Here is a 19,553-nt window from a genome sequence, read left to right as displayed (position 1 = left end):
GCTTCCCTGCTGCGGAAATATAATGACCACCCCTCTCAAACTCCTGCGGTGATATGTTCGCGCCTCTCCCCCGCGCTCTCGTCGTTCTCACGATCCTGTTGCTGCCAGCCGCTGCGTCCGCCCAACGGCCGGCCGCACAGGGTGTAGCCGCCCAGCCCAAGGCTGGGCAGGCTCTGCGTGTCGTGGCTCGCGTCAACGACGATGCCATCACGGATTTCGACCTGGCGCAGCGGGTCATGTTCGCCATTCGCACGTCGGGACTCCAGGATAGTCCCGATCTGCGACAGCGCATGGCGCCACAGATGCTGCGACAGATGATCGACGAACGCCTGCAGGTCCAGAACGCCAAGCAGCTGGGCGTGAAGCCGTCGGCGGCGGAGGTTGCCGGTCGCTATGCCGAGATCGAGCGTGCTGCCGGCCTGGGCCAGGGACAATTCAAGCAGTACCTTCAGAGCGTCGGCATCTCTCCCGATATTGCCACGCAGCAAATCGAGGCGCAGATCGCCTGGTCCAAGATCATCCGCCGCAAGGTTCGCTCCCAGGTCGATGTTTCGGAGGCTGAAGTCGACGATGCGATGAATCGGATGCGGGCGAACGTTGGCAAGACGGAGACGCGCGTTGCGGAGATATTCGTGCCGGTCGACCGCGCCGACGGAGTCGATGAAGGCAAGCGCAGCGCCGACCGGATCATGGAGCAGCTTCGTCGGGGTGCGCCGTTTGCCGCCGTCGCTCAGCAATTCTCCCAAGGCGCGTCGGCGGCCTCTGGCGGCGACCTCGGCTGGGTGCTGCCGGGTGCTCTCGACCCGTCGCTCGACGCGGTCATCGAGCGGACCCAGCCTCGGACCTTTTCCGAGCCCGTCCGGTCGGTCTCCGGCTGGCACATTCTCTACGTCGTCGATCGGCGGCCCTTCGCCGCCGCCCGGCCTGACGATGTGAAGCTCAATCTCGTCCAGATGACACTCGCCCTGCCGCCGAATGCCACGCCGGAAGAAACCAGCCGTGCGACGGCGGAGGCCCAGAAGGCCTTGGGCGGCGTTCGCAGTTGCAGCGACCTCCACGTGCAGGCCCGGCAGGTCAAGGGCAGCACGTCGGGCGATCTAAACGGCGTTCGCGTCGGTGACCTCGCCGGCAACCCGCAAATGTACGAGCAGCTGCCGCGGCTTCCGATCGGTGGGACGGCCGGCCCGTTCCGCGTAGCCGAAGGGCTGCAGGTCGTCGCCCTCTGCGGCAAGGCCGGTGGCGACGGCCTGCCGACCCGGGAGGCGATCCAGCAGCAGCTGCTCATCCAGAAGCTCGACTCCGCGGGACGGCGCTACATGCGCGATCTGCGCCGCCAGGCCACGGTCGACATCAAGTCGTGATGGCGCGCGCGTGACGGGCGAGCCATGACGACGCTGGCGCCGCTCGCCCTGACAATGGGCGAACCGGCTGGTGTCGGCGCCGAACTCACTCTCAGGGCATGGCTGGCGCGCCGCTCCGGCGTCCGCCCGTTCTTCGTCCTGGACGATCCGGACCGGCTGTCGGCCCTTGCCGCCAAGCTCGGACTGAACGTTCCAGTCGCGAAGATCGAAAGGCCCGAGGACGCCGCCTCATGCTTTGCCGCGGCCCTTCCCGTCCTCCCGATCCATCTCGCCGTGCCGGCGAGGCCCGGTCATCCGGATGTCGCCAATGCCGGCGCCACAATCGAGGCCATCGAGCGCGCAACGGCGTTTGCGATGGCCGGCTCAGTGGCCGGTATCGTTACCAACCCGATCCAGAAGAAGACGCTGCAGGACGCCGGTTTCCGCCATCCCGGCCACACCGAGTTCCTTGCGGAACTGGCGGGCGGTGTCGAAGTTGCGATGATGCTCGCCTGCCCCGAACTCCGGGTCGTTCCGGTGACGATCCACCTGTCGTTGGCCGATGCCGTGCACTCGCTCGACGCCGACGCCATCGTGCGCGCAGGCAGGATCACCGCGATGGGATTGCGCGACCTGTTCGGCATCGCGAGGCCGCGCCTTGCGGTGGCGGCTCTCAATCCGCATGCCGGCGAGCAGGGCGCCATGGGCGACGAGGAGCGACGCATCATCGTGCCCGCCATCGAAGCTCTGCGGCGCGAGGGCATCGAGGCGCAGGGTCCGGCTCCTGCCGACACGCTGTTCCATGCAGCGGCGCGCCCCGCCTACGACGTCGCGCTCTGCATGTATCACGACCAGGCGTTGATCCCGATCAAGACGATCGACTTCTCCGGCGGCGTCAACGTGACCCTCGGCCTGCCCTTCGTGCGCACGTCGCCCGATCATGGCACGGCGCTCGATATCGCCGGCAGCGGCCGTGCCGATCCCGCGAGCCTTTTGGCGGCCATCGACATGGCTGACGATATGGCGCACCGGCGCAGCGCCTGAGCATGGACGGCGTCGAGGCCCTGCCGCCCCTGCGGGAGACGATCGCGGTGCACGGGCTCGATGCCCGCAAGCGCTTCGGCCAGCACTTCCTGCTCGATCTCAATCTCACGCGGCGCATCGCCCGCGCCGCAGCGCCGCTCGACGAGGGGACCGTGATCGAGGTCGGTCCCGGTCCCGGCGGGCTGACACGGGCGCTGCTCCTCGAGGGCGCTCGTCACGTCGTTGCCGTCGAGGTCGATACCAGGGCCTTTGGCCCTCTGCTCGAATTGCAGGCCGCGGCCGCGGGGCGGCTGGACCTCATCGAGGCCGATGCCCTCAAGATCGAGCCGCGCGATCTCGGAGCAGCGCCGCGGCGGATCGTGGCGAACCTTCCCTACAACGTGTCGACGGTCCTGCTGGTGCGCTGGCTCCATGCGGCGAGCGACATCGCCGACATGGTGTTGATGTTCCAGAAGGAGGTCGTCGACCGCCTGGTCGCCGAACCACGGACCAAAGACTACGGCCGGCTTTCCGTGCTCGCCCAGCATGTATGCGAAGTCCGCCGACTGTTCGACGTCGCGCCGACCGCTTTCGTGCCGCCTCCGAAGGTGACCTCAGCCGTGGCGCGGCTCACGCCCCGGCCGCCGACGGAGCGGCTGACCGACCTGAAGCCGCTGGAGCGCGTTACGGCTGCCGCCTTCGGGCAGCGCCGGAAGATGTTGCGAGGGTCTCTGGCGAGTGTCTTTGCCGATCCCGTGGCGACGCTCGAGCGGTTGGACCTGCGTCCCACCGCTCGGGCGGAGGAACTCTCGGTCGCAGACTTCGTCAGACTGGCGGGCGCCCTTGACAGTGAGTGAGTACTCACTATTATTTAGGCCATGATCCGCTCACTGGCCTTCAACGCCTATTTCTACGCCGGCACCCTCCTTGTGGCAGTCGTCGGCATCCTGCTGGTCCCAATTCCCACCCCGGTGCTCCTGCGCGGCCTGCTCTTCCACTGGGCGCGCGCGGTGGTCTGGGGCATGCGTTGGATCGGCGGCATGAAGATCGAATTCCGGGGGCTGGAACATCTCCCCGCCGACGGGCCCGCCCTCCTGGCCAACAAGCACCACAGCGAGAGCGACGGCATTCTGCTCGCAGCCCAAATCCGCGGCATCGCCTTCGTCGCCATGCAGGAGCTGTTCCGCTACCCGCTGATCGGCGCGATCCTCTACCGGCTGCAGATGATTCGGGTCGACACCTGCGGGGGCGGTCGCGAGCGCGAGAATCTCGCCCAGTTCGCCCGGCGCGCCCACGAGAGCGATCGGCACATCGCGATTTATCCCGAGGGCAACCTGATGGCGCCCGGCGAACGCGAGCGCTATCGCTCGGGCATCTACTATCTCTATCGCGATCTCGCCCTGCCCGTGACGCCGGTCGCCACGTCGGTCGGTCTGCTGTGGAATCGCCGCGACTGGCGCAAGAAGCCCGGCCGCGCCGCGGTCGAGTTTCTCCCGGCGATCGAGACCGGCCTCGACAAGGAGAGCTTCATGCGCCGTCTCGAGGAGACGATCGAGAGTGCGAGCGACCGGCTGATCGCCGAGTTCACGGGCCGTCCCTACCAGCCGAGCCAGCTCGTCCTGCGCTCGCAGGGACAGACCGGAATCGGCGCGCCGATCAGCGCCCCTCGCGCAACGCCTTGACGAAGTTCGACAAGCCGACCTGCCGCTCGCGCTTGAGCCGCTCGGCCGTGAGGATCGACTTCAGTTCCATCAGGCTGGTCGCGATGTCGCGGTTGATGATCTGGTAGTCGTACTCGGCCCAGTGGCTCATCTCGTCGGCGGCCTTGGCCATCCGCTTCTGCACGACTTCCATCGAGTCCTGGGCGCGGGTGATCAATCGCCGCTCGAGATCGCGCGTCGAGGGCGGCAGGATGAAGACCGTCACCAGGTCGCTGCCGGCCTTTTCCTTGAGTTGCTGCGTACCCTGCCAGTCGATGTCGAAAAGCACGTCGCGCCCCGCCATCAGGGCTTCCTCAACGGGAGCGCGCGGCGTGCCGTAGAAATGGTCGAACACCCGCGCGTGCTCGAGGAACTCTTCGCGCTCGATCATGCTGTTGAAGGTCGCGGTATCGACGAAGTTGTAGTCGATACCATCCTTCTCACCGGACCGGCGCGCGCGCGTGGTTGCCGATACGCTGAGCTGGATCTGCTTGTCGTTGTCGAGCAGCTGCCGCGACAGGGTCGTCTTGCCGGCACCCGAAGGCGACGACAGGACCAGCATCAGGCCCCGCCGCTGGATCTGGCCGGAATCCACCTCATTCGACATTCTGGACCTGCTCCCGCATGCGCTCGACGGCGCCCTTGAGATCGATGCCGATGCGCGTCAGCTCGATGTCCGCGGACTTGGAGCAGAGCGTATTGGCCTCGCGATTGAACTCCTGGCAGAGGAAATCGAATTTCCGGCCCACCGGGTTGTCGGCGCGTGCGTCGGCGAGCAGGCTCCGCGCCTGCGCGATATGGGCGCTCAGCCGGTCGAGTTCCTCGCGCACGTCGGCCTTGCCGACCAGCAACGCCACTTCCTGGGCGAAGCGCTCTTCCGAAAGCGCCGGCACGCGGCCGAGCAGTTCCGCAAGCTGGGTCTCGAAGCGCGCGCGCACGGTGCCGATCTGAGCCAACGCACGCTCCGTGGCCCGTGCGCACAGGCCTTCGATTTCCGCGACGTGGCCATCGATTACCCTGGCCAAAGCCTTGCCTTCGGCGGCACGCGAGGCGACGAGCGCCTTCAGCGTCTCATCGAGGGTCGCCTGAAGCTCCCTGTCCAGAAGAGCGAGCGCCTGCTCGGTCTCCTCGCCGGTATCCTCTTCCTCGATCACGCCGCGCACCCGCAAGAGCCCGTCCGCTGAAGGAGCGGCCGCCCCGGTCGTCCTGCGCACTTCGTCGACCAGCGTTGCGAGTTCCGCCAGCAAGGTGCGATTGATCGTGAGAGGCTTGGCATTGCGTTCGCTCGTGATGGTGAGGGTGAGCGAGACGTTGCCACGCTTCATCCTCCCACCGACGGCGACTCGAGCGGGATTTTCCAGCCGGTCGAAACCGGGCGGCACGCGACACCTGATCTCGAGGTTTCGCCCGTTGACGCTGCGCGCTTCCCAGACCCAGCGCCGCCGATCATCCGATCCTTGCGCCCGGGCGTATCCCGTCATACTTGCGATCAAGTTGCCCCCTGCCCTGTTTGTGGGCACCGTAAACCCTTAAGTGGATCGGCAATTCGATTCAATCGGCTATTGAGGCGACGTTTGTCATGGTGATCAGGCCTGCCTCACGGCAAACGAGCGTCAGGGTCGTCGCCCTGTGCGCAGGGCGTGTCGGCGGCCGGGCCGGACTCGAGATCCTCTCGACGCAGGAAATGGCCGGCACCTGGGGCTGGCGCACGAAACCCCAACATTGAGGGCGCTCGACATGAAGACCTTCTCCAGCATCGTGCTCACGGGCGCATCGAGCGGCATCGGCGAGGCGCTGGCGCTCGACTACGCAGGTCCCGGCGTGGCCCTGGCCCTGACCGGAAGGGATGCCGAGCGCCTCGAGACGGTCGCCACCGGCTGCCGTGCAAAGGGCGCCACCGTCGTCGCGGCGACAATCGACGTCACCGACCGCGAGCGCTTCCTGCCCTGGCTGACGGCCTTCGACGCGGCGCATCCCGTCGACCTCGTGCTCGCCAATGCCGGCATCTCGATCGACAAGGACAATTCCTCGCTCGACGATTTCTCGATCATCCGCAAGACGCTCGACGTCAACATCAACGGGGTGCTGAACACCGTCGAGCCGCTGCTCGGCCCGATGATCGCGCGCAAGCGAGGCCAGATCGGCATCGTCTCCTCGCTGGCCGGATTCATCGGCCTGCCCTATTCCGCCTCCTACAATGCCAGCAAGGCGGCGGTGCGCGTGTGGGGCGAGAGCATCCGCTACGTGCTGAAGAAGGACGGGATCGGCGTCAGCGTCATCTGTCCCGGCTTCGTCGTCAGCCGCATCACGGCCGAGGCCCCGTTTCCCATGCCATTCCTGATGAGCTCCGCGCGGGCGTCGAGCATCATCCGACGCGGCCTCGCGGCCAACAAGCCGCGCATCGCCTTCCCGATCGGCACCAAGGCGGGTGTCTGGCTGGGATCGGTCCTCCCCGGAAGCTGGACGGCACGGCTGCTCGGCGCCGCCTAGCGGCGTTCGAGGCGGCGCAGTTCCTGGAATACGCGGTTCGCCGCGATCTCGACGCCCTTGTCCGTCCAGTGGGCGTCGCTCCGGCGGTAGGCGCCGCGCACGCCCTCGAAGTCCTTGCGCAGGTCGACATAGCGAATGGACGTTTTGGCCAAGGCTTCCAGCAGCCGGTCCTGCCTGTAGTCGGCGATCACGTTGAACGCATAGAAGCGCGGCCAGCGCTTCCAATACTCGATATAGTCGGGGTCGACGGTGCCGGGCGGCACGATGAACAGGACCAGCGGCACGCCGCGCTCCCGCGCCGCGCCGTCCATTGCCGTGAGCCACGACAGGGTCGCCTGGATGTCGCCGTCCTTCACCAGGCGCGCCGCCTGCTCCGGCGTCGTGGCCTCGAAATAGGGAGACTTCTCGACCTCGGCTTTGGTCATGAGGTTGAGAAGCCAGCCTTGCAAAGACTCGTCGTCGGCCTTGCCGGAAGCATAGGCCTGCCAGAAGGCATCGCCATCCCTTCCGAAGATCGTGACGATCTGCTGCTCGCTGAGGTCCGGGTAGTAGTAGCGCCTGACGTGCCGGGCGAGCGCCGGTGTGCGCTCGCCCGGCGGCAGGCGGGCGATCTTCGCCAGCGTGTCGAACTCCTGCGGCAGCGGCTTGTTGGTCCTCAGCATCTCCGACAGACGCAGGCGGTTGACCAGCACCCAGTTGGCGTTGGGCATGACGTTGCCCATGATCGAACCGCCCGGCGCCTCGCTGACGAGATCAGGCAGCAGGCCCTGACCGTAGCCCTGACCGTCGAAGACGAAGTCGTTACCGGAGAAGAAAAACACCGCGAGTGCATCGGGAGACAGGGCGAAGGCAACGTCGCGCATGCGGTAGTAGTAGCTGCGGGGACCGGTCGCAGAGATGCCGAGGTTGATCATCTCGGCGTTCGGCTGCCCGGCCTCGATGAAGCGCCGCTCGACCTCCCTGGGCAGGGTGAGACGCGTCAACTGGAACTCGAGATAGCTGTCGCCGATGAAGACGGTCCGGAAGCCGCCGCCCGGCGGCTTGGCGACGCTGCGCTCTTTGTCACGCATGCCCCAGGAATTGTACGGTTCGAAGATCCAGGGCTTGTCGGCGAGGCCGGTGAAGTCGCTCGACTGGACGTTCACCGGCGGAGTCGACCGCAGCGCGCGCGCGGGCCAGGACGGTGCCTCGAACGAGGCCAGGAGTTCGAGGCCCGCGAGCGTGACGCCCGTCAGGATCAGGCCGAATACGATCGCGTAGATGCGTTTGCGGCCGGTCTCAGTCATCGCCCGGCGTAATATAGGGCGAGTCCGACACCGTCCAGCGGGCCGGCCGTTCCTGCCGGAATATCTGCCGCAGATGGACCTCGTCGGGTCCGTCGGCGATGCGCAGCATGCGCGCGACGGCGAAGGCCCGGTGGATCGGCGCGTCGTCGCTGCCGCCCATCGCCCCGAACAGCTGCAGCGCACGGTCGGCGATGCGCTGCGCCGTCTCCGGCACGGCAACCTTCACCATCGAGACGTCGCGCCACACGGCCTGGTGCCCATCGCTATCCAGCCGCTCGGCCGTACGCAGCACCAGCAGACGGGCCTGCTCGATCTCGATACGGGAGCGCGCGATCGCCTGCTGCGCCGAATCGTAGTCGATCACCGCACGGCCGAACGCCCGGCGCTCGGCGGCCCGCGCCATCATGAGTTCGACCAGCACCTCGCAGGTGCCGATCGCGCGCATGCAGTGATGCAGCCGCGCCGGTCCCAGCCGCACCTGCGCGGCGGCAAACCCCTCGCCTTCCTCGCCCAGCAGATTCTCCGCCGGCACCCGAACGTCCTTGAAGTCGAGTTCGGCGATGGGCGCGATACTGTCCTCCCAGCCGAGGAAGCGCAGTTCGCGAACGACCCGCAAGCCGGGGGACGGCATCGGCACGATCACACAGGAATGCCGCCCGGTCCGCGACGCCTCGGGCCGCGACACGCCCATCACGATCACGAAGGCGCAGTCGGGATGGGCGCCGCCCGTGATGTACCACTTGCGGCCGTTCACGACCCAGTCTCCGCCGTCGCGCCGCAGGGTCGTGGCGATATTCGTCGCGTCGGACGAAGCAACGTCTGGCTCCGTCATGCCGAAAGCCGAACGGATGCGCCCTTCCAGTAATGGCTCGAGCCAGCACTTCTTCTGTTCCGCATTCGCCGCGTGCTGCAGCATGATCATGTTGGGAACGTCAGGCGCCTGGGCGTTGAATACCTCGGGCGCCCACGGCAGGCGGCCCGTGATCTCGGCAATCGGCGCGAAGGCGCGATTGCTCATCCGGTCCGGCAGGCCGAGGTTCCACAGCCCGGCGGCGCGCGCCTTCGCCTTAAGGTCGGCCACGAACGGAGGCGTCCCCTTTCGGGCCGATACATGAGCCGCCCATTCGCGATGGCGCGGCAGGATCTCTTCGTCGAAGAATCTTTCGACGGCAGCCAGCAGGTCGTCGGTCATTTCATCTGGTTGGTGAGAAGGGCGGCGGCGCCGCCCTGGTCCTTGCCGTACTTGAGCAAGGCGGAGCGCCCTCCGGCGGCATAGGCGGCGACGGCGCCGAGCAGGCGCCTGAGCTGGTCGGGACTCGACCGGTCGAACTTGCAATAGGCGCCGCGCGTCAGCTTGGCGATCTGGGGAAACAGACGCGAGGCCGTGCGATCCTGGCCTTCCTGGAACACGAAGACCGGCAGGCCAAGCAGCCCGAGCTGGCCCGCCTCATGACCGACCGCGTCGACATCCTCCTCGCAGCAGTCGCCGACGAAGACCACGGCATCGAGACGGCTCTCACGGCGTTGCTCGCCGGCATAGCGCAGCAGGCGGGCGATCTGGGTGCGTCCGGCCGCGCACCGCACGCTGCTCATCAGGCGTGCGAGTTCGCGACCGTCGGACGTCCACTTGCTGACCTTGAATTCCTCGAAGCCGCGATAGAAAGCCAGCCGTACGTCGAGGCCGCCCAGCGCATCGGCCGCCACGAACATTTCGCCCTGGATGGCGCAGGCATGATCCCAAGTCGGCTCCCGGCTCGCCGTCGCATCCATGGCGAACAGCAGCCGGCCGCGTCCGCCCGGTCTGTGATCGACCGGCAGCTTGCCGACTTCGCGCACGAACGCATCCACGGCATTCGCACCTGCGGTAGACGGGACGTTGCGATCTCGGGCGCGATCCTCGGCCATGTCCTTTGACCCTCTGCGATGCGTTCAATATGGTGCAGCCGCGCGTTCGCGCCAACATTGAAGCATGACCGGAAACGCCCCCACCTTCGCCACGCTGCTGCTGCGCGTCTTCGTTCCGTTCGCGCTCGCCTATTTCCTCTCGTACATCTTCCGCGGCGTGAACGCGGTCATCTTCCCGTATCTCGAACGGGACGTCGGAATCAGCGCGGGCGACCTCGGCCTCCTGACCTCGGCCTTCTTCCTGTTCTTCGCCGGCTGCCAGCCGATCCTCGGCGTGATGCTCGACCGCTACGGTCCACGCCGCGTGCAGGCGGTGCTGCTGGCGATGGCGGCGATCGGTTCCGCCCTCTTCGGGCTGAGCCTCTCGCTGGGCGAGTTGATCGTGGCGCGTGTGCTGATCGGGTTGGGGTTCGCCGGCGGCCTGATGGCCGCCATCAAGGCGATCACGCTGTGGTATCCGCCCGAGCGCTGGGGCCTGATCACCGGCTTCCACATGATGGCGGGCGGGCTGGGCGCAATGGCCGCAACGCTGCCGATCCAATGGTCGCTCTCGGTCATCAGCTGGCAAGGTCTGTTCTTCTGGCTGGCCGGGGTCTGCCTCGTCGTCTCCGCGATCCTGTTCACCGTCGTGCCGGAGCGCGGCACGCCGGCGGCACCCGGAACGCTGCGCGACCAGTTCCGCATCACCGGTATCGTGCTGACCAACGGCTTCTTCTGGCGCATCCAGCCGCTGCTTACCTTCCAGCAGATGGCATTCATCGCCGCCATCACCCTGTGGATCGGCCCCTGGCTGCGCGACGTCGGCGGCTTCGCCAGCAACGAGACCCGTGCCGACATCCAGCTCTACACGACGGCGGTGATGACCGCGGGCTTTGCGCTGAGCGGCGTGCTGGCCGGCGCGTTCCGCCGCATCGGCGTCAGCGACTTCGCCTCGGCCAATCTCATCAGCACGCTGTTCGCGCTGGTCTGCGCGTGGCTGGCGTTCGTGCCCTCGTTCTATCCCGTCGTCGCCTGGCTGCTATTCGGCTTCCTGGGCGCCTATCCGATCCAGTACATGCCGCTGCTGGCGCGGTCGTTTCCCCCGCAATATGCCGGACGGGTGAGCACCAGTTCCAATCTCGTGGTCTTCACGGTGATCTTCGGCGGCCAGTGGGCGATCGGCAAAGTCGTCGACCTGTGGCCGCGCACCGCCACCGGCTACTCGCCGGACGGCTACAGCTGGTCGTTCGGCCTGCTCTTCATTCTGCAGGCGGCAGGGCTTCTATGGCTTCTTCTGTCACGGGCGCGTCCACTTCTGCAGGCGCGACCCCCGGCAGGTTGAGCGCCATGACGAGGTCGCGCACTTCCTGGCGCGCCGCCACGTGGCTCAAGGTCAAGGACGGCCCGCTGCCGCTGCCGCGCTTCAGGTCGAGCAACGTGAGCCCCATCAGGAAGAGCTCCTTGTAGATCACGCGCTCGCTGAGGCCCGCGGCGACCCGGAAACCGATGCGCCTGGCCAGCGCCTCGATAACATTGCCCATGTCGCGCTTGTTGCGCGCCGCCAGGGAAGACAGGCGATTGCGCATCACGATCCAGTCGACCGGCCGGCCGCCCTCGACGGCGCGAATCTGGCGCTGCTTCCAGACGGCTTCGGCATAGATCGACGGCCGCACGATCTTCAGCGTGTCGGGATCGACGCGGGCCAGAAGATCGAGGTCGATAAAGCTGTCGTTCAGCGGCGTCAGCAGCGTGTCGGCCCAGGTGTGGGCCAGCCGGCTGAGATGGGTGTCGCTGCCCGGCGTGTCGATGATCACGAAGTCGGCCGCGCCGACCGCCGGTTCCAGCGCCGCCGCCAGCCGGGCGCGCTCGTCTGCCTCGGCCTCGCGGCGATCGTTGAGGGTCGAGATCATCACCGGCGTATGCATCGGCATGGGCAGGTCCAGGCCCTTCTTCGCCGAGTAATTCACCCGGTTCTCGATGTAGCGGCTGAGCGTTCCCTGCCGGGCGTCGAGGTCGAGCGTGGCGACGCGCGCGCCGTCCCTCATCAGCGACACGGCAACGTGCAGGGCCGTCGTCGATTTGCCCGAACCGCCCTTCTCGTTGCCGATCACGAGGACGTGGCCGCGGCCCTCGATCCGAGGTGCCTGGGTCTGGGCGATGCTCGGATTGGGCGCTGGTTGGAAGCCCTCGCTCACGAGGCCTTACGGATCCAGACGGCGGTATCGTGGAACACCGCACCACCATTGGGCCAGCCGGGATCGGCCGAGGTCAGCGCATTGATGCCGATGCCGGTCTCGAAGTTGCGGTTGGGCCAGATGCCCTCGACCACGACGACACCCTTCTGCTGGCCCGCGCGCGGCTTCGCGTTGACCACGGTCTTGCCGCGCTCGTTGCCGATCTCCAGCCGCTCGCCCTCGACGATGCCCATGGCGATGCAGTCGTCCGGGTTCATCAACGCGGTCGGCCGGACCTCGCGCTTCTGCGAACTCGGCGTCTCGGTGAAGGTCGAGTTCAGGAACGTGCGCGCTGGTGCCGCGACGAGCCGGAAGGGCTTGGCGTCGGTGGCATTATCGATCACGTCGAAATGGTCGGGCAGGACCGGCATTTCCGTGCCGCGCGGTCCATAGGCCGCCCAGTCGGGCTTGAAGCGGAACTTCTTGTCGGGCCAGGCGAAGCCGTCGAGGAAGTGCGACGTCTCGAACCCCAGGTGGAAGTCCTGACCGCCCTTCTGCCAGTTGGTCTCCGCGTCCCACATGCCCGAGACCTTGAGCGTCTCGTCCATGATCTCCCACGGCGTCATGTCGAAGCCCCGATGCTCGGCACCCAGGCGTTTGGCGAGTTCACAAATCACGAAGTGGTTCTCGCGGCACTCGCCCGGCGCGTCAATCACCGCTTTGGCCACTTGGAAGAAAGTGTGGCCGCTGGCTGTGTAGAAGTCGTCGTGTTCCAGGAACATGGTGGCCGGCAGCACGATGTCGGCGAAGGCCGCCGTCTCGGTCATGAACTGCTCGTGCACGCAGGTGAACAGGTCCTCGCGCTTGAAGCCCTTGTGGACCAGCTCGAGCTCCGGACAGACCATCGCCGGATTGGTGTTCTGGATCAGCAGGCCCGTGACCGGTGGACCGTTCTTCAGTGCCTCCGGATCGTTGGTCAGCACCGGACCCAGGCGTGACTGGTCGAGATCGCGAATCGACGGATCGACCCTGTCGAGCCCGTCGATCAGCGTCTTGTTGATGGGATACATGCCGGTGTGGCCGTAGAGGGCGCCGCCGCCCTTGTACTGCCACGCGCCGGTCACCGCCGGCAGGCAGGTCACGGCATGCATGTTGGCCGCCCCGTTGCGGCTACGGCTGAAGCCGTGATGGCAACGGATGAACGACGCCTTGCTCTGACCGTAGAGGCGCGCGAACGACACGATCTCTTCCACGGAGAGGCCCGTGATCTTCGACGCCCATTCCGGCGTGCGGGTCGCAACATGCGCGGCCAGCTCGTCCGGCGCATCGGTGTACTTCCGCAGGTAGTCCCAGTCGGCATAGCCCTCCTTGAAGAGGACGTGCATCACGCCGACCGCCAGCGCGCCATCGGTGCCGGGACGCACGGCGAGATGGATGTCGGCCTGGTCGGCGGTGCCGGTGCGATAGGGATCGACGACGACGAGCTTGGCACCGCGCTTCTTCGCCTTCATCGCATGGGTCATCACGTTGACCTGGGTGTTCACCGGATTGCCGCCCCAGATCACCACCAGCTCGGCATGCTCGTCGATCTCGCGCACGTCGGCGCCGCGCTTGGCCCCCACGCCGGCGATCCAGCCGGTGTCCGACAGGGTCACGCAGATGGTCGAAAAATAGCGCGAATACTTCATCGCGTGGCGCAGCCGGTTGATGCCGTCGCGCTGCACCAGCCCCATCGTGCCGGCATAGTAATAGGGCCAGATCGTCTCACTGCCGTGCTGGCGCGCCTTGGCGATGAACTGCTCGGCCACGATGTCGAGCGCGTCCGTCCAAGAAATCTCGGCGAACTGCTTCGAGCCCTTCGGTCCGACCCGGCGCAGCGGCTTCATCAGCCGGTCGGGATGGTGGATGCGTTCGGCGTAGCGCGCGACCTTTTCGCAGATCACACCGGCCGTGTAGTCGTTGCGCATCGAGCCGCGCACGCGGCCGATTTTCGAGTTGCCCAGCCGCTCGACATCGAGCGCGCAGGTGCTGGTGCAGTCGTGCGGGCAGACCGACGGGACGGTGGTCGTGCCCGACTCCCCATTCCTGGTACGGGCGATCGGCGGGTAGGCATGATCGTCGGGGGACATCTGGACGCTCCACGAGAAGTGCCGCAGCATACAGACCGGTCACCGCCCGTGAAAGCGGCCTCAGGGAGTGGAGAGTCAGCGTGTTTTCTCAGGATCGGGTCTCCGTGGGCGCCGTTCGGCGCGCCACCGCCGCCGATGCTGACGGAATCGCCCGACTTTTCCCCAGCCTGCCGCCTCTCGCCTCGACGAGCGATACGCGCGCGATCTTCGTGATCGACGGCGAAACAGCACCGCTCGGCGCCTGCCTGCTGGAACAGGCCGCCGGCCATCTCGCCATCGGTCCCCTGGCCACTGCGTCGGATGCCGAACATTCTCCAGTGGCGCACGCGCTGATCGCCTTCGCCGAGATGGCCGCGCGCTCGATCGGCCTGCGCGAGGTGCGGCTCGCCGATGGCAGCGTGTCCCCCGATCTCGCCGTCTCGCTTGGTTACCGCGGCGGCGTGAAGCGCATCCGCACCGGCAAGCTCGCCCGCATGATCGACCATCTCGAAGCGCTGGGCGTGCCGCTGTGGCGCGACGGCGCCGCGCCGTTCGATCTCACGCTCTACTATCGCGGCGTCTGGGCGGCGATGGCCTTGCTGATCGGGTTCGGGAGCATCACCCTCGCCGTGTTCGGTCCCGGCGACGTGACGCTTCTCCACGTGCTCGGCCCCGCCCTGCTCTGCCTCGGCGCCTCTGCCTTCGCCTTCGTGCAGGTCTGCCTGATCGCGATTGCCGCGCGACGGCGCGCGCCCGTCCCGATCGCCCTCGGCATCTTCGTCGCCGCGGCACTGTCGATCGCCGGCATCGGCGGCCTCTTCTACGAACGGGCCGTGCCCTCGATCCGCGAATTGTGGGCGATCTATTCCGGCGATGAAGCGCTCGACACGCTCGCCGTCACGGTCAGTCCCGACGGCACGGCGCTCAGCGTCGAGGGCGCCTACGGCACCGGCAGCGCCGATACGGTGCGGCGTGCGCTCGACAAGCATCCCTCGGTACGTCGCGTCGTCCTGGCCGGCCCCGGCGGGCGCATCGGCACCGCCTTCGAGATCAACCGCATGATCCGCAACCGCCGGCTGGCGACCCGAGTCGACACGGCCTGCGCCTCCGCCTGCACGATCGCCTTCCTCGGCGGCAACGATCGCTCGATCGCGCCCGGCGGACGCCTGGGCTTCCACCAGGGCAGCTTTCCCGGCCTGGGCGCCAACGACCTGTACGAGAGCAACCGTGACATGCGGCGCTTCCTGGTCGCGAGCGGCGTCGCGCCCGAGTTCGCGCAACGCGTGATCGACACGCCGCCCAATGAAATCTGGACGCCGACGCCGCAGGAACTGCTCGCCGGCCGCGTCGTGCAACACGTCACTCGCTAACGAAGGTCTCCGGGCATGATCCCTCGCGGTCTCAGCTACGACGACGCCATGCGGCAGTTCCGCTGGCCCAAACCTGAGCGCTTCAACATCGGTCGCGCCGTGTGCGAGCGCCACGCGCCCGACACGCTGGCGATGATCGTCGAGAATGCCGACGGCTCGGTGCGCAACTGGACCTTCGGCCAGCTCCTGGCAGGCAGTTCGCGGCTCGCCAATGCGCTGGTCGCGCGCGGCATTTCTAAAGGCGACCGGGTCGCGGTGTTCCTCAGCCAGGGCGCCGAACTCACAATCTGCCATCTCGCCGGCTACCGCATGGGCGCCGTGGTGCTGCCGCTCTTCACCCTGTTCGGCGAGGAAGCGATCGAATTCCGCCTGGCCAATGCCGAGGCCTCGGCCGTCATCACCGACATGAGCCAGCTGCCGAAGCTGCTGGCCGTGCGCAACCGTCTGCCCCACCTGAAGACGATCATCGTGATCGGCGCCGGTGCCCATGGCAGCGCCTTCCTCGACTGGGACCGGCTGCTCGGCGCCGCTTCCGACCGCTTCGCCACCGTCGACACCGCGGCCGAGGATCCCGCGCTGCTGATCTACACCTCGGGCACGACCGGCCAACCCAAGGGGGCGCTCCACGCGCATCGCATGATGCTGGGCTGCATCCCCGCCGTGGAACAATGGCTCGGTCACTGGCCGCGCGGCAACGAGGTGATGTGGACACCGGCCGAATGGGCGTGGATCGCCGGCCTCTACGACGCGCTGTTCCCCGCCTGGTACTACGGCACACCGGTGCTGGCCCATCGCTTCGCCAAGTTCGATCCCGAGCGTGCCTTCGCCATGCTGGCGAAACATCGCGTCGGCGTGAGCTTCATTCCGCCCACCGCGCTCAAGATGATGCGCCAGGTCCACAAGCCACAGGACCGCTGGAATTACGATATCCGCGCCATCTCCACCGGCGGCGAGGCCATGGGCGAGGAGCTGCTGAGCTGGGGCCGCGACACGTTCGGCACGACCATCTCGGAAGGCTACGGCCAGACCGAGATGAACCTGATGCTGCTGAATTCGCCCGACTGGTTCGAGGTCCGGGCGGGCTCGTGCGGTCGCGCCTGCCCCGGCCGCAAGGTCGCGATCGTCGATGGCGACGGCAATGTCCTGCCGCCCGGCCAGGAAGGCCAGATCGCGGGCTGGCGGCACGATCCGATCGTCATGCTGGAATACTGGCGCAACCAAGAGGCCACGGAGCGCAAATATGCCGGCGACTGGCTGCTGACCGGGGATCTCGGCACCATCGACGAGGACGGCTACGTCTTCTTCAAGAGCCGCGACGACGACGTCATCACCTCGGGCGGCTACCGCATCGGCCCCGGCGAGATCGAGGAATGCCTGATGAAGCATCCGGCCGTGGCCATGGTCGGCGTCGTGGGCGTGCCCGATCGACTGCGCACGGAGATCGTGAAGGCCTTCGTCCAGCTCAGGCCCGAGATCGCGCCCACCGACTCGCTAAAGACCGACCTGGCGACCTTCGTGAAGACCCGGCTGGCCGCCCACGAGTATCCGCGCGAGGTCGAATTCGTGCCGGAACTGCCGCTGACGACGACCGGCAAGATCCTGCGCCGCGAGCTGAGGCGCCGGGAGGCCGAGCGCGGCGACGTCGTCCGACTGCGTTAGGTCAATTAATTCTCAGCCGGCGGCCGTCGACACGTTGAACTGCAGCTCCGCCAGCCGGGCGTAGAGGCCACCTCGCCCCACCAGCTCGGCATGGGTTCCGACGTCGACCACCCGCCCCTGGTCGAGGACGACGATGCGGTCGGCCTTCTGAACCGTGGCCAGGCGATGGGCGATGACGAGGGTCGTGCGGTTGCGCATGACTCGGTCGAGCGCCTGCTGCACCGCCAGCTCGCTCTCGGCATCGAGGGCGCTGGTCGCCTCGTCGAGCAGTAGGACGGCAGGGTCGCAGAGTAGCGCGCGGGCGATGGCGATGCGCTGGCGCTGCCCGCCGGAGAGGCGCACGCCGCGCGCCCCGAGGTCGGTCGCGAAGCCGTGCGGCAGCGCCTCGATGAAGCCCAGCGCCGAGGCCGCGGCGGCGGCGGCCCGTACCTCGGCGTCGCTCGCGTCGGGCCGTCCGTAGCGGATGTTCTCCGTGACCGACGTGCTGAACAGGGTCGGATCCTGGGGGACGACGGCCAACGACCGCCGCAGGTCGCGGAAGGTCAGGTCCCTGATGTCGATCCCGTCGAGGCGGACCGTGCCCTTCTCGGGATCGTAGAAGCGCAGCAGCAGATTGAAGGCGGTGGTCTTGCCGGCGCCCGATGGACCGACGATCGCCACCGTCTCGCCTGGCGCGATCGCCAGGTCGAAGCGATCGAGCGCGAGCGCATCAGTCCGCGTCGGATAGCGGAACGAAACCTCATCGAAGGCCACCGCTCCCTGCACCGGCTTCGGCAGCGCTTTCGGGTTCGCTGGCTCGGCGATCGACGGCGGCTCGGCGCGCAGCTCCGCCAGTCGCTCGGCGGCGCCCGAGGCGCGCTGCAGGTCGCCGATCGTCTCGCTGATCGCCCCGCCCGAGCTGGCGACGAGGACCGCGTAGAACACGAAGGCCGAGAGGTCGCCGGCGCTGATGCGGCCGGTCAGCACGTCGTGGCCGCCCATCCACAGCAGGAAGCCCACGGCCGAGAAGACGATGAAGATGACCAGCGTGGTCATGATCGCGCGGCGCGACACCCGTCGCGTCGCCGCATCGAACGCCCGCTCCGTCGCCTCGCCGAAACGCTGCGCCGCCCGGTCCTCCTGGGCGAAGGCCTGGACGGTACGCACCCCGTCCAGCGTCTCGGCGCCTTCCGACACCATCTCGCCCATGCGGGCCTGGGCCTCGCGCGACAGCGCCCTAACCTTCCGGCCGAACACGACGATCGGCACGACGGTGAGCGGCACGACGGCGAGCGTCCACAGAGCGAGCTTGGGGTTGGTCACGACCAGCATGATCACGCCGCCGAGGCACATCAGCGTGTTGCGCAACGCCACCGAGGCCGAGGAGCCGATCACCTGCTCGATGAGCTGCGCGTCGGCCGAAATGCGGCTCATGACGTCGCCCGAGCGTTTGACCTCGAACCAGGCCGGTCCCAGCCGCACGACATGGTCGAACAGATCGCGGCGCAGATCGCCCACGACCCGCTCACCCAGCCACGAGACCAGGTAGAAGCGTGCGCCCGAGGCGATCGCCAGTACGACGGCCACGGCCAGCAGAGAAGCCAGGGCGTAGTTGAGGATGTCGGGCCGGCCCTGGGCAAAGCCGCGGTCGATCAGGGCGCGGAGGCACGCGCCGAACGCCAGCACCGTTCCTGCCGCCACCAGCAGCGACAGGAGGGCCAGGACCGTGCGCCCACGGTAGGGCTTGAGATACGGCCCCAGCAGGGCCAGCCCGCCGAACCGGTTCATGGCGCCTGCCACTCGAGTTCGACGCCGAGTTCGGCTCCCAGGACGCTCAAGAGGTCGTCGCCGCCCCGCGTGTCTTGCCAGCGACGGCCATCCGCATCGAAAGCGTAGTGCCGCGCGCCGCTCACCGGCGAGCTCAGCCATATTTGCTTGGTGGGCGCATGTTTATTGACGATCCAGGTACCGGCATCGCCTTCGACGGTCAGAATGCCTCCCTGCAGTTCGGCATCGACATGGTCGCCCAATTTCTCTTCAAGGGTTGCGAGCAGGCTGTCTGCGAGGGTTTCGAAGGCTGAATCGCTCATGCCGGCCGGTCTACAAGCCATGACGGGGCCGTACAACCAGCTTGTCGCCGCGCCCGAGGGACTGTATATCCGCGCCCTTGTTGCGCCGGCCGGTCGGAATCGGCCCTGAAGCGCTGGAGAGATAGTATGCAAGAGAAGATTCACCCCGACTATCACACGATCACGGTTGTGATGACCGATGGTACGTCCTTCGAGACGAAGTCGACCTGGGGCAAGGAAGGCGCCAGCCTGCGCCTCGACATCGATCCGAAGACGCATCCGGCCTGGACCGGCGTGCGCCAGAGCATCGATCGCGGCGGCCGCGTGCAGCGCTTCAAGAACCGCTTCGGCATGATCGGCGATGCCGGTGTCGGCGCGGGCGCGAAGGCTGCTCCCGCCAAGCCGGCTGCAGACAAGAAGTAGCACCCGCTCCTTATTTCGACTTCTGCTAAACTACGGCCGCGATACCCT

General features: G+C 67.3%; 17 protein-coding genes and 1 pseudogene. 9 read left to right on the top strand and 9 right to left on the bottom strand.

The window, feature by feature from the left end; all coding sequences use genetic code 11:
- Positions 1-53: 53 nt before the first annotated feature.
- Genes ACT6UX_RS03320 through ACT6UX_RS03305 form a run of 4 tightly spaced genes read left to right on the top strand, consistent with a single transcriptional unit; the run spans position 54 to position 4,045 of the window.
- Positions 54-1,361, top strand: coding sequence for a peptidylprolyl isomerase (locus ACT6UX_RS03320; protein ID WP_444773719.1), 1,308 nt, complete (start codon positions 54-56; stop codon positions 1,359-1,361).
- Between the two features lie 24 nt (positions 1,362-1,385).
- Positions 1,386-2,384: a 4-hydroxythreonine-4-phosphate dehydrogenase PdxA gene (pdxA, locus tag ACT6UX_RS03315; RefSeq protein ID WP_444773718.1), complete on the top strand. Its 999-nt coding sequence runs from the start codon at positions 1,386-1,388 to the stop codon at positions 2,382-2,384.
- A gap of 2 nt (positions 2,385-2,386) precedes the next feature.
- Positions 2,387-3,220 carry a 16S rRNA (adenine(1518)-N(6)/adenine(1519)-N(6))-dimethyltransferase RsmA gene (gene rsmA / locus ACT6UX_RS03310; protein ID WP_444773717.1) on the top strand — a complete coding sequence of 278 codons (834 nt, stop codon included), beginning with the start codon at positions 2,387-2,389 and terminating at the stop codon, positions 3,218-3,220.
- A 21-nt stretch (positions 3,221-3,241) separates the two neighbouring features.
- Positions 3,242-4,045: a lysophospholipid acyltransferase family protein gene (locus tag ACT6UX_RS03305; RefSeq protein ID WP_444773716.1), complete on the top strand. Its 804-nt coding sequence runs from the start codon at positions 3,242-3,244 to the stop codon at positions 4,043-4,045.
- Here the strand turns inward: ACT6UX_RS03305 and gmk are convergent.
- A complete protein-coding gene (gene gmk, locus ACT6UX_RS03300; RefSeq protein WP_444773715.1) occupies positions 4,020-4,670 on the bottom strand; it encodes a guanylate kinase in 651 nt (216 codons plus the stop codon). The two genes, ACT6UX_RS03305 and gmk, sit on opposite strands and share 26 nt — an antisense overlap.
- Positions 4,660-5,544 (bottom strand): YicC/YloC family endoribonuclease, encoded by an 885-nt coding sequence (locus ACT6UX_RS03295; RefSeq protein WP_444773714.1) that lies wholly within the window; start codon positions 5,542-5,544, stop codon positions 4,660-4,662. Before ACT6UX_RS03295 ends, gmk begins: the two co-directional genes overlap by 11 nt.
- A gap of 256 nt (positions 5,545-5,800) precedes the next feature.
- On the opposite strand from ACT6UX_RS03295, the gene ACT6UX_RS03290 reads away from it, so the two are divergent.
- On the top strand, positions 5,801-6,553 hold the full coding sequence (locus ACT6UX_RS03290) for an SDR family NAD(P)-dependent oxidoreductase (RefSeq protein ID WP_444773713.1): 753 nt from the start codon (positions 5,801-5,803) through the stop codon (positions 6,551-6,553).
- Here ACT6UX_RS03290 and ACT6UX_RS03285 read toward each other — a convergent pair.
- From ACT6UX_RS03285 to ACT6UX_RS03275, 3 genes are read right to left on the bottom strand one after another with little or no spacing between them, the layout of a single operon-like run.
- The gene (locus ACT6UX_RS03285) at positions 6,550-7,839 is read right to left on the bottom strand and encodes an alginate O-acetyltransferase AlgX-related protein (RefSeq protein WP_444773712.1); all 1,290 of its coding nucleotides are present in this window, start codon (positions 7,837-7,839) and stop codon (positions 6,550-6,552) included. The two genes, ACT6UX_RS03290 and ACT6UX_RS03285, sit on opposite strands and share 4 nt — an antisense overlap.
- Entirely contained in the window at positions 7,832-9,031 is a 1,200-nt protein-coding gene (locus ACT6UX_RS03280; RefSeq protein WP_444773711.1) for an acyl-CoA dehydrogenase family protein, read from the bottom strand. Before ACT6UX_RS03280 ends, ACT6UX_RS03285 begins: the two co-directional genes overlap by 8 nt.
- On the bottom strand, positions 9,028-9,675 hold the full coding sequence (locus ACT6UX_RS03275) for a VWA domain-containing protein (RefSeq protein ID WP_444773710.1): 648 nt from the start codon (positions 9,673-9,675) through the stop codon (positions 9,028-9,030). Before ACT6UX_RS03275 ends, ACT6UX_RS03280 begins: the two co-directional genes overlap by 4 nt.
- A 133-nt stretch (positions 9,676-9,808) precedes the next feature.
- On the opposite strand from ACT6UX_RS03275, the gene ACT6UX_RS03270 reads away from it, so the two are divergent.
- Entirely contained in the window at positions 9,809-11,065 is a 1,257-nt protein-coding gene (locus ACT6UX_RS03270) for an MFS transporter (protein WP_444773709.1), read from the top strand.
- Here ACT6UX_RS03270 and ACT6UX_RS03265 read toward each other — a convergent pair.
- Positions 10,983-11,918, bottom strand: a complete 936-nt coding sequence (locus ACT6UX_RS03265; RefSeq protein ID WP_444773708.1) for a division plane positioning ATPase MipZ — start codon at positions 11,916-11,918, stop codon at positions 10,983-10,985. The two genes, ACT6UX_RS03270 and ACT6UX_RS03265, sit on opposite strands and share 83 nt — an antisense overlap.
- Positions 11,915-14,026 carry a molybdopterin-containing oxidoreductase family protein gene (locus tag ACT6UX_RS03260; RefSeq protein ID WP_444773707.1) on the bottom strand — a complete coding sequence of 704 codons (2,112 nt, stop codon included), beginning with the start codon at positions 14,024-14,026 and terminating at the stop codon, positions 11,915-11,917. Before ACT6UX_RS03260 ends, ACT6UX_RS03265 begins: the two co-directional genes overlap by 4 nt.
- An 80-nt stretch (positions 14,027-14,106) precedes the next feature.
- On the opposite strand from ACT6UX_RS03260, the gene ACT6UX_RS03255 reads away from it, so the two are divergent.
- Positions 14,107-15,375 carry a hypothetical protein gene (locus tag ACT6UX_RS03255; protein WP_444773706.1) on the top strand — a complete coding sequence of 423 codons (1,269 nt, stop codon included), beginning with the start codon at positions 14,107-14,109 and terminating at the stop codon, positions 15,373-15,375.
- Between the two features lie 15 nt (positions 15,376-15,390).
- Complete coding sequence (locus tag ACT6UX_RS03250; RefSeq protein WP_444773705.1) at positions 15,391-17,034, top strand: AMP-binding protein; 1,644 nt, start codon at positions 15,391-15,393, stop codon at positions 17,032-17,034.
- 12 nt (positions 17,035-17,046) lie between these two features.
- On the opposite strand, the gene ACT6UX_RS03245 is transcribed toward ACT6UX_RS03250, so the two are convergent.
- On the bottom strand, positions 17,047-18,801 hold the full coding sequence (locus tag ACT6UX_RS03245) for an ABC transporter transmembrane domain-containing protein (protein WP_444773704.1): 1,755 nt from the start codon (positions 18,799-18,801) through the stop codon (positions 17,047-17,049).
- Entirely contained in the window at positions 18,798-19,103 is a 306-nt protein-coding gene (gene cyaY / locus ACT6UX_RS03240; protein ID WP_444773703.1) for an iron donor protein CyaY, read from the bottom strand. The genes ACT6UX_RS03245 and cyaY overlap by 4 nt, the downstream gene beginning before the upstream one ends.
- Positions 19,104-19,229: 126 nt before the next feature.
- On the opposite strand from cyaY, the pseudogene rpmE reads away from it, so the two are divergent.
- A pseudogene (rpmE, locus tag ACT6UX_RS03235) lies at positions 19,230-19,442 on the top strand (50S ribosomal protein L31); the annotation flags it as partial.
- Positions 19,443-19,553 lie beyond the last annotated feature (111 nt).

This window comes from Reyranella sp., from assembly GCF_052439685.1.
In the GTDB taxonomy this organism is placed as follows: domain Bacteria; phylum Pseudomonadota; class Alphaproteobacteria; order Reyranellales; family Reyranellaceae; genus Reyranella.
This window is presented reverse-complemented; position numbering and strand designations above follow the sequence as displayed.

Bases quoted from the DNA above. Each gene is read 5' to 3' on its own strand.
- ACT6UX_RS03320 (WP_444773719.1), top strand. From the start codon at position 54: ATGTTCGCGCCTCTCCCCCGCGCTCTCGTCGTTCTCACGATCCTGTTG.
- pdxA (WP_444773718.1), top strand. From the start codon at position 1,386: ATGACGACGCTGGCGCCGCTCGCCCTGACAATGGGCGAACCGGCTGGT.
- rsmA (WP_444773717.1), top strand. From the start codon at position 2,387: ATGGACGGCGTCGAGGCCCTGCCGCCCCTGCGGGAGACGATCGCGGTG.
- ACT6UX_RS03305 (WP_444773716.1), top strand. From the start codon at position 3,242: ATGATCCGCTCACTGGCCTTCAACGCCTATTTCTACGCCGGCACCCTC.
- gmk (WP_444773715.1), bottom strand. From the start codon at position 4,670: ATGTCGAATGAGGTGGATTCCGGCCAGATCCAGCGGCGGGGCCTGATG.
- ACT6UX_RS03295 (WP_444773714.1), bottom strand. From the start codon at position 5,544: ATGACGGGATACGCCCGGGCGCAAGGATCGGATGATCGGCGGCGCTGG.
- ACT6UX_RS03290 (WP_444773713.1), top strand. From the start codon at position 5,801: ATGAAGACCTTCTCCAGCATCGTGCTCACGGGCGCATCGAGCGGCATC.
- ACT6UX_RS03285 (WP_444773712.1), bottom strand. From the start codon at position 7,839: ATGACTGAGACCGGCCGCAAACGCATCTACGCGATCGTATTCGGCCTG.
- ACT6UX_RS03280 (WP_444773711.1), bottom strand. From the start codon at position 9,031: ATGACCGACGACCTGCTGGCTGCCGTCGAAAGATTCTTCGACGAAGAG.
- ACT6UX_RS03270 (WP_444773709.1), top strand. From the start codon at position 9,809: ATGACCGGAAACGCCCCCACCTTCGCCACGCTGCTGCTGCGCGTCTTC.
- ACT6UX_RS03260 (WP_444773707.1), bottom strand. From the start codon at position 14,026: ATGTCCCCCGACGATCATGCCTACCCGCCGATCGCCCGTACCAGGAAT.
- ACT6UX_RS03250 (WP_444773705.1), top strand. From the start codon at position 15,391: ATGATCCCTCGCGGTCTCAGCTACGACGACGCCATGCGGCAGTTCCGC.
- ACT6UX_RS03245 (WP_444773704.1), bottom strand. From the start codon at position 18,801: ATGAACCGGTTCGGCGGGCTGGCCCTGCTGGGGCCGTATCTCAAGCCC.
- cyaY (WP_444773703.1), bottom strand. From the start codon at position 19,103: ATGAGCGATTCAGCCTTCGAAACCCTCGCAGACAGCCTGCTCGCAACC.